This is a genomic window from Pseudomonas sp. GW821-FHT09D08 (genome assembly GCF_059416305.1).
The window spans coordinates 36,367-49,195 of sequence record NZ_JBWKOX010000001.1; the positions used below are offsets into that span (position 1 = coordinate 36,367).

General features: G+C 59.0%; 10 protein-coding genes and 1 pseudogene. 7 read left to right on the forward strand and 4 right to left on the reverse strand.

Going from position 1 to position 12,829, the window contains the following annotated elements:
• Window positions 1-18: 18 nt before the first annotated feature.
• Complete coding sequence (locus AC07OP_RS00080) at window positions 19-1,419, reverse strand: aspartate aminotransferase family protein (RefSeq protein ID WP_495101425.1); 1,401 nt, start codon at window positions 1,417-1,419, stop codon at window positions 19-21.
• A 211-nt stretch (window positions 1,420-1,630) separates the two neighbouring features.
• A complete protein-coding gene (locus AC07OP_RS00085) occupies window positions 1,631-2,419 on the reverse strand; it encodes an SDR family NAD(P)-dependent oxidoreductase (RefSeq protein ID WP_495101426.1) in 789 nt (262 codons plus the stop codon).
• 97 nt (window positions 2,420-2,516) lie between these two features.
• On the opposite strand from AC07OP_RS00085, the gene AC07OP_RS00090 reads away from it, so the two are divergent.
• Window positions 2,517-3,422: a LysR family transcriptional regulator gene (locus AC07OP_RS00090; RefSeq protein ID WP_115487339.1), complete on the forward strand. Its 906-nt coding sequence runs from the start codon at window positions 2,517-2,519 to the stop codon at window positions 3,420-3,422.
• A 21-nt stretch (window positions 3,423-3,443) separates the two neighbouring features.
• Here AC07OP_RS00090 and AC07OP_RS00095 read toward each other — a convergent pair whose 3' ends face one another.
• Complete coding sequence (locus AC07OP_RS00095) at window positions 3,444-4,334, reverse strand: LysR family transcriptional regulator (RefSeq protein WP_027605835.1); 891 nt, start codon at window positions 4,332-4,334, stop codon at window positions 3,444-3,446.
• A gap of 165 nt (window positions 4,335-4,499) precedes the next feature.
• Here AC07OP_RS00095 and AC07OP_RS00100 point away from each other — a divergent pair, with 165 nt between their 5' ends.
• From AC07OP_RS00100 to AC07OP_RS00125, 6 genes and pseudogenes are all read left to right on the forward strand, one after another.
• A complete protein-coding gene (locus AC07OP_RS00100; RefSeq protein WP_065941473.1) occupies window positions 4,500-5,582 on the forward strand; it encodes a 4-oxalomesaconate tautomerase in 1,083 nt (360 codons plus the stop codon).
• A 44-nt stretch (window positions 5,583-5,626) separates the two neighbouring features.
• Window positions 5,627-6,940 (forward strand): dicarboxylate/amino acid:cation symporter, encoded by a 1,314-nt coding sequence (locus AC07OP_RS00105; protein WP_495101427.1) that lies wholly within the window; start codon window positions 5,627-5,629, stop codon window positions 6,938-6,940.
• Between the two features lie 136 nt (window positions 6,941-7,076).
• On the forward strand, window positions 7,077-8,381 hold the full coding sequence (locus tag AC07OP_RS00110; protein WP_027605832.1) for a CitMHS family transporter: 1,305 nt from the start codon (window positions 7,077-7,079) through the stop codon (window positions 8,379-8,381).
• A gap of 100 nt (window positions 8,382-8,481) precedes the next feature.
• Window positions 8,482-9,726 (forward strand): OprD family porin, encoded by a 1,245-nt coding sequence (locus AC07OP_RS00115; RefSeq protein ID WP_495101549.1) that lies wholly within the window; start codon window positions 8,482-8,484, stop codon window positions 9,724-9,726.
• A gap of 83 nt (window positions 9,727-9,809) precedes the next feature.
• Window positions 9,810-10,598, forward strand: a pseudogene (locus AC07OP_RS00120) (cache domain-containing protein); the annotation flags it as partial.
• A 102-nt stretch (window positions 10,599-10,700) separates the two neighbouring features.
• Window positions 10,701-11,456, forward strand: a complete 756-nt coding sequence (locus tag AC07OP_RS00125) for a methyl-accepting chemotaxis protein (RefSeq protein ID WP_371914529.1) — start codon at window positions 10,701-10,703, stop codon at window positions 11,454-11,456.
• On the opposite strand, the gene AC07OP_RS00130 is transcribed toward AC07OP_RS00125, so the two are convergent.
• The gene (locus AC07OP_RS00130) at window positions 11,446-12,816 is read right to left on the reverse strand and encodes an LLM class flavin-dependent oxidoreductase (RefSeq protein WP_495101428.1); all 1,371 of its coding nucleotides are present in this window, start codon (window positions 12,814-12,816) and stop codon (window positions 11,446-11,448) included. The two genes, AC07OP_RS00125 and AC07OP_RS00130, sit on opposite strands and share 11 nt — an antisense overlap.
• Window positions 12,817-12,829: the final 13 nt, after the last annotated feature.

Genomic DNA, 12,829 nt, shown 5'->3' on the forward strand with positions numbered 1-12,829 from the left:
ATTCAAGAACAATGGAACTTATGAACAGATAACCCGCGCTCCAGGTAGGGCAAGCAGCGTGGTCAGCGCGTTATCCAGTTCACCGATCAGCCTGTCGACATCCCCTTCGCTTGTTTGCGGACAACACAGGGTCATGTTGTGAAAAGGCGTGATCAGGATCCCGCGATTGATCAGATAGAGGTGCAGCGCCATTTGAAGGCTGTCATGAAAAGCCGCCTCGGCTTGCGCACCTGTTCTTGGCGGTGTGGCACAGAATTGAAACTCACAACGAGCCCCCAACTCGGTTACCGACCAGTTCAGTTGGTGCCGCTTGAACAACGCTCGAAAACCCTGGGCCAGTCTTGAGGCCAGGGGCAGCATGCGCTGGTACGCAGACTCGGTCATGACCTCTTCGAGGCTGACGCGCATGCAACGCATCGCCAGTGCGTTGGCGGACAAGGTGGTGCCCATGCCACTGTGGCCATGCCCGCCGCTCGCTTCGCTGATGCTTTTCTGCGCATCGTGCATGGCCAACGCAACGTGCTCGGTCATGCCAAAGACTGCGCAAGGCACGCCACCGGCGATGGGTTTCCCCACTACGAAAAAGTCGGGTTTCAAATCCCATTGGCGCGTGCATCCACCGATGCCGGTAGAAATAGTGTGGGTCTCATCAATGACCAACAGGCTGCCGTATTTTCGCGTCAGCTCGCGGCACTGTTGCATGAACCCCGGATCGGGCAGGACCATGCCGATATTGGTCATCGCCGGCTCGCACATCAGCGCGCACACGTCGCCCTGAGCTAAAGCAGCCTCCAGTGCAGCGACATCGTTGAAGGGAATGGATCGACTGTATTGGGTCAAGTCGTAGGCTTGCCCCACCAGGCCCGAACGGTGCACGGTCTTGCCCTCTCGGTACCGGACCATCACGTCATCCACGGTGCCGTGATAACAGCCGTCGAACACCAGTAGAACATTGCGCTGGGTGATAGCGCGCGCCCAGCGCAGCACATAACGATTGGCGTCGGTAGCGTTGGCGGTAACTTGCCAATAAGGCAGCTCAAACCGCTGGGCCAGCAACTCAGCGCAGACCACCGCGTCTTCGCCAGGCAGCATCGTGGTCAAGCCATTGTTCGCCTGCTCGGCTATGGCGCGGGCGATAGGATCAGGTGAGTGGCCAAACATCGTGCCGGTGTCGCCGAGGCAGAAGTCTATGTAGTCATGACCGTCGACATCGGTGAAGCGGGCACCTTTGGCACGCTGGACAAAAAGCGGCGAAGGCATCGACCAATCGCTCATCCAGTGCATAGGCACACCGTTGAACAGCGCCGCCTTGGCACGCTTGGCCAGCGCCATCGACGTTGGGTTGTTTTCTATAAAACGGGCACGCTCGGCTGCGGCAAAGGCAGCAATCGCTGATTCACCAACTCCACTGTTCGACATGATTAGAACCCTTTGTTAAGTATCACATTAGTTAAACTTCGTTGCCGTATAGATAAGCCACACGCCCTCATTCTCCAGGTGCAACATCAGCTCCCGAATATTGGGTGAATATCGCTCCGCGAACTTATAACGTGGGTGTTGGCTTTAACTATTTACATTGTCAGCTGACATATAGCCTTGATATATCGCGCAGATGTTCATTCAAGCGTCATTAACCGGGTTGAGGGGCTTTATTCTCGACCAGGCAATTACCGCCATCGACCACGATAACTTCCCCGGTGATGTAACTGGATTCTGGAGACGCCAGAAATGCAACCGCCGCCGCCACTTCGTGGGGACTGCCTGCCCGCCCGATCGGGGTAAAGCGCCCCGCCTCTGCTTCAACCGGCGTGGTTGAGCCCGTGGTGATCCATCCGGGCGCCACGCTGTTGACGGTAATCCCGTGCTTGGCGACTTCAAGTGCCAGTCCCATGTTCATGCCCACCATCGCGGCTTTGGCAGCGCTATAAGCGGCTTCGCCCGGGTTGCTCCCGCGGGTGCCCGTGGTGGAACTGATATTGACAATGCGCCCGTAACTTCGCGCCCTCATACCGGGCAAAACAGCCCGCGTCAGAAGGAAAGCGGTGGTTAGGTTTCTGGCCAGTGAAAGGTTCCATTCATGCAGTTCCATACTCGCCAACTCCGAGAAAACCTCAGGGCTGCCTTGCATGGCCATGCCGGCATTATTCACCAGAATATCGACCCGCCCCCAGACCGACACCGCCCAGAGGCCGAATTCCCGCACCTGACGTTCATCAGTGAGGTCAACTGCCCTGCCCTCAACTTCAAACCCTTCTGCGAGCAGCTCTTTAACGCGTTCCTCAATGCGGCGGCTGCTGGCGGTGATGATCAATCTCGCACCCGCTGCACCTAGCCTGCGAGCGATCGCCATGCCAATACCCGCTTCACTGCCGGCACCACTGACAAGTGCCACATGCCCCCTCAAATCAGTGTTTAACATGGTGTGCCCCACGGACTTCATTTGGAATAGAAGTGGAAATTAGGCTAATAAACCTGATAAACAAAGACGATCATCATCAGAAAATCTGACAACCACCATGGCGTTCACCAGTGAGTCACTGAAAGTTTTCCTTGCGGTTGTCGACAGCGGCTCCTTTTCTGCCGCCGCACGCAAATTGGGGCGGGTACCCTCGGCCATCAACATGGCGGTGTCGCAGCTTGAAGCCGAACTGGATTTATTGCTTTTTGACCGATCAACCCGCAAAGCCATTCCTACGCCAGCCGCCAAAGCACTTGAGCCCCAGGCTCGACAGGTCGCCAGCCAGTTAAACCTGCTGGACGCCCATGCGCTCCAGCTTCACCAGGGGTTGGAGGAGCGCTTGGTCCTTGCGATGGCGCCGGAGTTGCAAACAGGCGTGTGGAATCGTCCGCTGTCCATTATCGCCAGGGAGTTTCCCACGCTTGAAATCGAGATTCGCTCCGCGTCCCATCCGGAGGCGATGCGCATGCTCCATGAAGGGCGTGTGCAGTTGGCCCTTGGATTTGAACGACCAGGGCTTGACGAGCGGGAGACGTTTCTTGAAGCGGGGAGCCAACTGTTGGTAGCCGTTGCCGCTCCGGATCATCCTGCGGCCGCCGGCAAGAAAAGCCCCTTGAGTGAAGAGCAACTGGTCAACGTTCGGCAGATCATCGTGGCTACTGGAGGGCCTACAGACTCTGATCCACGTGTTGTGCTGTCACGGCGGATTTGGCACAGCGACAATTACCTGGCAACGCTGGATCTGGTCCAGCAAGGATTGGGCTGGGCTTATCTTCCACAGCCGTTGGTACAACCTCTGATCAGTTCGGGCGCATTGACGGAGGTGGTGTTTGACAACATGCCGAGTCAGATGCGGCTATGGGTCGATATCATCTGGGTAAAGAACCGTCCCCTGGGGCTCGCAGCGAGTCGCTACCTGAGCCTGATGCGCAAGATTGTCGAGGACGAGCCGCGGCGTGTTTGAGAAACAAACCAGCCGTATGGCTCATTGCGGCCATTGCTCAAGCAGTATCGAAACGAATTTTTCCGCCGCCGGCGAAAGCGATGCTCCCCGGCGGTAAACCAGGCCCAAGGAGCGGTTCACAACCGGCTCGATCAACGGGACGCTGACCAAGGTTGGATGATCTTCAGCCGGCATGGCCAGGCTCGGCATTGCCGAAACCCCCAGGCCGGCCTCCACCAGGCCCAGCGAAGTCGAGAGGTGCTGGACTTCGTAGAACCATTGCGGCCGCCAACTCAGGCCAGACAGCGCGTGATCGAGCAGCATGCGGTTGCCGCTCAGGCGCCCTACCCCGATCAGGCGGTAATCGCTCAATTCGGACCAGGTGACCGAACTGCGTCCAGCCAACTCATGATCACGCCGGCACGCCAATACAAAGGGCTCGCTGACCAGGGGCACGAACTCAATGTCCGGATGCTGCCCACTCATCATGTTGATCCCGAAGTCGGCCTCTCCCCGCAGCACCGCTTCAAGCCCCTCATTGGCACTCAAGTCCAGCAGGCGGATGCGGATTTTTGGGTAGCGCTCGTTATACAGGCGAATGACTGACGGCAGGAAATAGAAAGCCGCAGTAGGGATACACGCCAGGGTTACCCGGCCAATCTGGCGTTCGGCCAGTTCACGGATATTGAGAATCGACTCATCGAAGTCATCGAGCAACCGACGTGCCTTTGGAAGAAAGTCACGACCGACGCTCGTGAGGCTGACCTTACGCGTGGTGCGATCAAGTAACGAGGTGCCCAACCCCTCTTCCAGTTTTTTAATTCGGCGACTGAGTGCCGGTTGAGACAGGTGCAAGGCATCGGCTGCTTCGTGAAAACTGCCGAGTTCAGCGATTTTCACGAAGGATCGAATGTCATTCAGCTCATATTCCATGTCTTATCTCACCCGCACAAGGCGTCAAAAGGAAACTCAGCGTAAATTTATCATTCGTAAAACGCAATAATCTCTTCAATCTTTGCATTTGAAACATTTTTTAAAGCTTGAGACTCTTGCTCCAAGAACATCAATTACACCGATTGATCAACAAGAGTCAGTATCATGCAAAGAATTCCCTGTGTGCTGATGCGCGGCGGCACCTCGAAAGGTCCGGTTTTTCTTGACTGGGATTTGCCCGCCGCCGTTGAGGCCCGCGACGAACTGCTACTCAACCTGATGGGCTCCGGTCATGAACTAGAGATAGACGGCATCGGCGGTGGCAGCCCGCAAACCAGCAAGGTTGCGATTGTCAGCCCTTCGCTGCACCCGGATGCGGACGTTGATTACCTGTTCGTTCAAGTGATGGTTTCACAACGCAGGGTCGACAGCGCCCCCAACTGCGGCAACATGCTGTGCGCGGTGGGCCCGTTCGCCGTCGAGCAGGGTCTGGTCAAAGGCACCCCGGAGCGCACCCGTGTGCGTATTCGCAACGTAAACACCGGCACCTTTATTCACTCCGACGTGTACACGCCGGATGGCAAAGTCAGTTACGAGGGCGATACCGCCATTGATGGCGTGCCCGGTACGGCCGCACCGGTGCAACTGACGTTCCTCGACGCAGCCGGCAGCAAGACAGGCAAGCTCTTTCCCACCGGTAACACGCAGGACGTGATCGATGGCATTGCGGTGACCTGTATCGACATGGCGATGCCCATGGTGCTTGTCGAAGCCAGCCAACTGGGCAAGCGTGGCGATGAGAGCCCGGCGGAACTGGACGCCGATAAGGAATTCCTGCGGCGCCTCGAGACGCTGCGGCTTCAGGCCGGCCTGGCCATGGGCCTGGGCGATGTCAGCGACAAAGTGATTCCCAAGCCGGTACTGGTTTCGCCCGCGAAAGCTGGGGGCACGATCCAGGTTCGTTACTTCATGCCGCACAACTGCCACCGCGCGCTCGCCATTACCGGCTCGATTGGTTTGGCCACTGCGTGCGTGATCGAAGGCAGCATCGTTGCGCAGATGCTCGGCGGGATCAGTACGCCGCGCCTTGAAGCGGTGCGGATCGAACACCCGAGCGGCGGGATTGATGTCGTATTGTCCTACACCGGCGTGAACGGTGAGACAATTCAGGCCTCAGTCGTACGCACCGCCCGCAGGCTTTTCTCCGGTTACGTCTACGCCACTGACTCGCAGCGCCTTGCCGGATAAATTCCGATAGTCGTTGGCAGTTTTGCATCCGCACAATTCTAAAAATGGGTGATGCCATGAAAGTTGTTAAATCGCTCTACTTCCAGATCCTCTTCGCCGTGGCGCTCGGCATCGTGGTCGGGCATTTCTGGGCCCAGCAGGCCATTGCACTCAAGCCCCTGGGTGACGCGTTCATCAAACTGATCAAGATGATGATTGCGCCCGTGGTGTTCTGCACCATCGTCACCGGCATCGCCGGGATGAGCGACAAGCGCTCCCTCGGGCGCCTGCTGGGCAAAACCATGCTGCTGTTCTTTGTCCTCACGGTGATCAGCCTGGTGATTGGCCTGGTCGCGGTGTACGTGTTCCAGCCGGGCGTCGGCATGAACATCGATCCCAGCCAGCTGAGCACCAAAGGATTGGCCCAGTACACGGAGTCGGCCGCAAAGCTTGGGGTGGTGGAGTTTTTCATGCACATCATTCCCCAGACGTTTATCGGCGCCTTCAGTAAAGGTGAAGTGTTGCCGGTGCTGTTTATCGCGGTGTTGTCCGGCTTTGCCTTGTCGTCGCTGGGCGAACGTGGCAAACCGGTACTCGACGTGCTCGAATCCGCCTCGCAAATGGTCTTCAAGATCTTTTCCTACCTGATGCGTTTTGCACCGGTCGGCGCTTTCGGGGCCTTGGCGTTCACTGTCGGCCAGTACGGCATCACCTCGCTGGGTTCGCTGGCGAAGTTGATCATGACCTTGTACATCGCCTGCGGCTTTTTCGTGTTCGTGGTACTGGGCAGCATTTGCCGCGCCAACGGCTTCAGCCTGTGGAAGCTGCTGCGCTACTTTCGGGAAGAGTTCCTGGTGGTACTCGGCACCTCCTCCACGGAACCGGTGATGCCGCGCATGCTGGAGAAACTCGAGGCACTGGGTTGCAAAAAAGGCGTCGTCGGCCTGGTACTGCCCACCGGCTACTCGTTCAACCTGGACGGCACGGCCATCTACCTGTCGTTGGCGGCGATTTTCATTGCCCAGGCCTGCAACATTGATCTGAGCCTGACGCAGATCATCACCATGCTGGCGATCATGCTGCTGTCCTCCAAAGGCGCCGCCGGGGTTACCGGCAGCGGGTTCGTGGCACTGGCCTCGACCCTGACGGTCATTCACGACATCCCATTGGCCGGCCTGGCATTGCTGATCGGCGTTGACCGCTTCATGTCTGAAGCTCGCGCCCTGACCAGCCTGGCCAGTAACGCCGTAGCGACGGTGGTGATTTCGATGTCTGAAAATGCCTGCCAACGCGACACGCTGAACCGGATGCTCGACGCAAAATCTTCTGCCGCACCGGGAAAAGCCTGGGACGACCTGAAGGACGCCAAACGCGTCTAGAGACAACCGGATAACGCTTCCCCCCCTGACTTGACTGAACCCCCCTCCCCGCCAGGCGCGTTGTGCCGCCCGGCGGGTCAGGGCTCGTGCGCCTCGGCGTCAGCCATTTTTACGATAACAACAAGAGAATCGTCCTATGCTCGCTTTCCTTGGCTTGGCCATGGTGGTCGTATTCACCTATCTCATCATGACGAAGCGCTTGTCGCCCATCGTCGCGCTCACCGTGGTTCCCATCGTCTTCGCGGTGATCGGCGGCTTTGGAGGCACCACTGGCAAGATGATGCTCGACGGCCTGAAAATGGTCGCCCCGTCTGCTGCGTTGCTGCTGTTTGCGATCCTGTTCTTCGGCCTGATGATCGACGCAGGCCTGTTCGACCCGCTGATCCGCAAAATCCTGAAGAGGGTCAATGGCGACCCGATGAAGATCGCCGTAGGCACGGCCCTGCTGTCGTTGCTGGTAGCGCTCGACGGCGACGGCACAACGACTTACATGATCACCTGCGCCGCAATGCTGCCGCTGTATAAACGCATCGGCATGAACCCGATGATCCTGGCAACCATCTCCATGCTGTCGCTGAGCATCATGAGTGGCATGACGCCCTGGGGCGGCCCTGCGACACGGGCTATTGCCGCGTTGGGCCTGGATGCCGGCGAGTACTTCGTGCCGTTGCTGCCGACCATGATCGGCGGTGCCCTGTGGGTGATCTTCACGGCCTTTATACTGGGTCGCGCAGAGCGCAAGCGTATCGGCAACGTGCAGCTGCAAAGCGGCGGCGGCGATTGCTACATCGATGCGATTCTCGAGGACACGCCCCACAAACGTCCGAAGCTGGCCTATGTCAATCTGGTGCTGGTGATCGCGGTGATGGCGGCGCTGGTGATGGGGCTGATGCATTCCGCGATCCTGTTCCTGATCGGCTTCGTGCTCGCGCTGATGATCAACTACCCGCAATTGGACATTCAGAAAGAACGCATCCTGGCGCACTCGGGCAATGCCATGACCGTGGTGTTGCTGGTATTTGCCGCCGGGATCTTTGCCGGGATCTTTTCCGGTACAAAGATGGTGGATGCCCTGGCACAGACCCTTGTCGACTGGATCCCGCCATCCTGGGGCCACCTGTTTCCATTGGTGGTTGCGATCACCAGCATGCCGCTGACCTTTGTACTGTCCAATGACGCCTACTATTTTGGCGTGGTGCCGATCCTGGCCAATGCCGCCGCCGCTTATGGCATCGACCCGGTCGAAATCGCCCGCGCCTCGATCCTGGGCCAGCCCGTTCACCTCATGAGTCCGCTGGTGGCCTCGACCCTGCTGCTGGTGGGCATGGTCGATCGCGATATCGGCGACTTCCAGAAGGCCACCGTCAAATGGGCCGTGCTGACCTCCCTGGTCGTCACCGCCCTGGCCTTGTTGACCGGTGCCATCAGCCTGTTTACCTGATCCACCCATAACCCCTGCTGCCTTCCAGCGCGCCTCACTCACGAGGCGCGTGCCGACCTGTACCCCAAATAACAACAACGAGTCATTTGCCATGAACCCTATGTATACCCGTCGAGCTTTGTTTTGCGCGTTAGGCCTGGTACCCGTCGCGGCGGCCAACGCCGAAGGTTTTATTGATGACAGCAAGCTCAAGCTGCAACTGCGCAATGTGTATTTCAACGAGAACTTTCGCGACGAGCACGGCTTGAGTGCGCGGGCCGCCAGAACGGCAAAGAGCGAACGCACCGAGTGGGCCCAGGGATTTCTGCTGGACTATCAGTCCGGATTTACCGCGGGCACCCTCGGCTTCGGCGTGGACGCCTTGGGGCTCTATGGGGTAAAGCTCGATTCAGGGCGCGGGCGCAGCGGCACCGGGCTCATGCCGGTGCATGATGACGGGCGGGCGGCCGGCGAGTTTGCCAGCGCCGGCGCTACGGCAAAAGCCAGGTTCGCCAAAACCACGGTCAAGTACGGCACCTTGCTGCCCAAGACGCCGGTGCTGATTTACAACGATGCGCGCTTGTTGCCCCAGACCTACCAGGGCACCCAGGTCAGCAGCAGCGACATCGAGAACCTGACCGTGACCGGCGGGCATCTGGACCGTTTCAAACTGCGCGACTCCACCAACAGCGTGCCGATCGTGCCTGATGGCTACAGCGGGGAAAAGTCCGGAGATTTCAACTACGCCGGGGCTGAGTACAAATGGGGCAAAAACCTGCGCTTGAGTTATTTCTACGGGGAACTCGAGCACTTCTACCGACAGAACTTCGCCGGTATCCAGCACGACCTGCCGCTGGCCGGTGGCGTGCTGACCAGCGACCTGCGCTACTTCAACAGCGTTGATAGCGGCTCGGCCTATGCAGGCAAAATCGACAATGACATGTTCAGCGGCCAGTTGTCCTACGTGATTGCAGGCCATACCCTCGGTGGCGGCTACCAGGCCCTTCGCGGTGATGCCGGATTACCCTACATCAGCGGCGCGACCGTCTACTCGTTCAGTAATGCCGGCATCGGCAAATTCATTGAGGAGGACGAGAAGACCTGGATGCTCAACTATGGCTACAACTTCGTCGCCGTCGGCGTGCCCGGCCTGACCTTCTCAACGCGCTACCTGAGCGGCAATGACGGCAAGTCCACCACCACAGTCAAGGAATGGGAGCGTGATACCGAGCTGGCTTACGTTGTGCAAGCCGGCACGTTCAAGGGGCTGGGCGTGCGCATGCGCAACTATGTCTACCGTTCTGAGTTCTCCCGCGGCCGCGACAGCAATCGCCTCTACCTCACCTATGACATCGCCCTTTGGTAAGTCGACGATCGCGGCCCTTGCGGCCGCTTTCCTGCAGATTCAGGTGAGGAACCCCACGCATGCTGTTTAAAAACAAAGTACTGATGCTGGTGCTGGCCCCAGTGGTGCTGTTGTCCACGGTGCTGGCGCTGACAACGAGCACCACCTTGCTGTCGAGCGCCGAGCAGGAAGTCACGGCGACCCGGGAACGCCTGCTGGATGAAAGCCGGGAACGCTTGAAAGACTACGCCAACCTTGCCCGAACCTCGGTAGCGGAGCTGTATGCGCAGGCCGAGACGGGGGACACAGCTACGCGTGCGCTGGCGATCGCGCGGCTGTCCCGGATGAAGTATGGGGACGACGGCTATTTTATCGGCTACGACAGTCAGGTCGTGCGCCTGTTTCGTGGTGACAGCAGCGAAGGCGTCGGTACCAACATGAGTGAGCGCAAAGACAGGAACGGGCTTTATCTGAACCGGGAAATGGTTGCCGCCGCGAAGAGCGACACCCACTTCGTCAACTATTCGGGGGCCCTGATCAATACGGATAAAGTCGTTCCCAAGCTGGCTTACAGCTTTTACCTGCCGGCCTGGGACATGGTCGTGGTCACCGCGATCAATCTCGACCGAATCGAAAGCCAGGTTGCCCAAGTACGAGGGGAAATCCATCAGCGTGTGCGCAGCCTGGTCTACGGGATAACCGTCATTGCCTTGATTGCGCTCGGGATCACCGGCGTGCTCGCAGTGTTAATGGTTAAAAGCAGCCTGCGTCCCCTGTCGCGGATTCGCGAGCACCTCGATGAAATCGCCGCGGGCGAAGGCGATCTGACGCGGCGCTTACCCATCAGCCGCGACGAGTTCGGCCAGGTGGCCGTATCGTTCAATGCCTTCGCCGATAAGATTCATGGGCTGGTCGGCCAGATCGTCGGCATGGCCAGAGAACTGAATACATCCGTGACCCAGGTGGCCGAACAGAGCCAATGCATCGATCAGGTCATGGAACGGCAACGCCAGGAAACCGATCAAGTCGCTGCAGCGATCAATCAGATGTCATCTGCGGCGCAAGAGGTCGCCAACAGTGCCCAGAGCGCTTCAGAGGCAGCGGGCGAAACCGATGTGCAGGCCCAGCACGCCAGGCAGGTCGTCAATGAAAGCATCACCCGATTGGGCAGCCTGACCGAGGACCTGTCCGCGGGAGGCGCCTCGCTGAAAAGCCTGCAAGGCGATGTAGCAGGCATTGTCACGGTGCTGGATGTGATCCGCTCGATCGCCGAGCAAACCAACCTTCTCGCACTCAATGCCGCGATCGAAGCCGCCCGGGCCGGGGATGCCGGTCGTGGATTTGCCGTGGTTGCCGACGAAGTACGCGCGCTGGCAAGCCGGACGCAACTCAGCACCCAAGAAATTCAAGCGATGATCGAGCGCCTTGACCAGGCCACCACCAAGGTCGTCACTGCGATGAGCCACTCCGGCGCAGCAGGTCATGGCGCCAGCCTGCACGCGGAACAAGCCGGGCAGTCGCTGGGCAAGGCGGTCGAGTTGATCGTTACCATCAACACCATGAACGCGCACATCGCCAGCGCCGCGCAAGAGCAGACGTCGGTTGCCGAAGCCATCAATCGCAGCGTCCACCAGATAGCCCGCGCGATTGAAAACGTCGCAGACCAGACCCAAAGCGGCGTACACACGGTCGATGAGCTGTACGCCATCGGTCATCGCCTGGAAGGCCTGTTGAGGCAATTCAAGATTTAACCAGCGTGTTTTCGGTGCCCAGTGCGTTGAGGCATTGTCCGCGGCGCTCAAAGCGCGGAATCGGCAACCCCAGGCTTTCGCGCAGGGTCGTCCCTTCATACGCTTTGCGATACACGCCACGGGCCTGTAATAACGGTATGACGTCTTGGGTAAAACGCTTGAATTGCTCGGGGTGCCCGATGTAAATGTTGAAGCCATCCACGGCGCGGGCCTCGAACCAGTCGGCCATTTTCTGCGCGACCGTGTCAGCTGTGCCGACGAATGCGCCGGGACGCAGTTGTCGACCAAACTCTACGGCTTGGCGCAGCGTGAAACCTTTCTCGCGGGCCTGATCGGCAATCCGCTTGGCCGCAGTAAAAAAGCTGCTGCGCGCAGACTCGAGGCTTTCCTGGGGAAACGGCGCATCGAGGTCGTACTGGCTGAAATCATGCCAGCCGAAGTTACGTCCGAATTCCTTCAGCGCGAGTTCAAAGCTGTGGTCGACCTGATGGTAGTGCTGCTCGATTTCACGGGCGTGCTCATCCGTGTCGCCGACGTAAATTTCAGCGCCAGGCATGACCAGTATCTGCTCTGGGTCGCGCCCCCGTTGTGCTGCCCTGCCCTTTACATCCCGATAGAACGCCTGGCCCTGTTCGATACTGGCGGCATGGGTAAAGATCACATCGGCCGTGGCGGCACCCAGCTCGCGCCCCTGGGGCGAATCACCGGCCTGGAATATCACCGGCTGGCCTTGGGGTGAGCGTTGGATATTCAGCGGGCCGACCACCGAAAAGTGCTCGCCCTGGTGATTCAGGCGATGCAGTTTGCTCGGGTCAAGAAACTGCCCGGTCGCCCGGTCGCGCACGAAGGCATCTTCCTCGTAGGAGTTCCACAAGCCCTGCACAACCTGAACGTGTTCAGCCGCTCGGCCGTAGCGCGTGTCGTAATCGTAGTGTTCGTCCCGGCTGTAATTGCCGGCGGTACCGGCATCGCCGCTGGTCACCACGTTCCATCCCGCACGACCTTTGCTGATCAGGTCCAGTGAGGCCAGGCGCCGCGCAACGTTGTAGGGCGAGTTGTAAGAGGTGGTCAGCGTACCGACCAAGCCTATATGGCGTGTGCTCACGGCCAGCGCCGAGAGCAGCGTCAGCGGTTCCAGCCGATTCAGGTAATGGGAGGGCGACCCCGGTGTGATGAACTGGCTGTCGACGATAAACATCAAGTCGAACAACGCCGCCTCGGCCTGACGCGCAATATCGATGTACCAATCGATGTTGACGCTGGCGTCGGCCGGTAATTGAGGATCGAGCCACAGGTTATGGCGACCCGGCCCGCCACTGCCCATCGTCAAGGCACCCAGTTTGAGCTGTCTGTTGGTCATGTTCAGAGTCTTC

Coding starts and splice junctions, on each gene's coding strand:
- AC07OP_RS00110 (WP_027605832.1), top strand. CDS start 7,077: ATGCTCGCTTTCCTTGGCTTGGCCATGGTGGTCGTATTCACCTATCTC.
- AC07OP_RS00085 (WP_495101426.1), bottom strand. CDS start 2,419: ATGTTAAACACTGATTTGAGGGGGCATGTGGCACTTGTCAGTGGTGCC.
- AC07OP_RS00095 (WP_027605835.1), bottom strand. CDS start 4,334: ATGGAATATGAGCTGAATGACATTCGATCCTTCGTGAAAATCGCTGAA.
- AC07OP_RS00130 (WP_495101428.1), bottom strand. CDS start 12,816: ATGACCAACAGACAGCTCAAACTGGGTGCCTTGACGATGGGCAGTGGC.
- AC07OP_RS00080 (WP_495101425.1), bottom strand. CDS start 1,419: ATGTCGAACAGTGGAGTTGGTGAATCAGCGATTGCTGCCTTTGCCGCA.
- AC07OP_RS00125 (WP_371914529.1), top strand. CDS start 10,701: ATGGAACGGCAACGCCAGGAAACCGATCAAGTCGCTGCAGCGATCAAT.
- AC07OP_RS00115 (WP_495101549.1), top strand. CDS start 8,482: ATGTATACCCGTCGAGCTTTGTTTTGCGCGTTAGGCCTGGTACCCGTC.
- AC07OP_RS00090 (WP_115487339.1), top strand. CDS start 2,517: ATGGCGTTCACCAGTGAGTCACTGAAAGTTTTCCTTGCGGTTGTCGAC.
- AC07OP_RS00105 (WP_495101427.1), top strand. CDS start 5,627: ATGGGTGATGCCATGAAAGTTGTTAAATCGCTCTACTTCCAGATCCTC.
- AC07OP_RS00100 (WP_065941473.1), top strand. CDS start 4,500: ATGCAAAGAATTCCCTGTGTGCTGATGCGCGGCGGCACCTCGAAAGGT.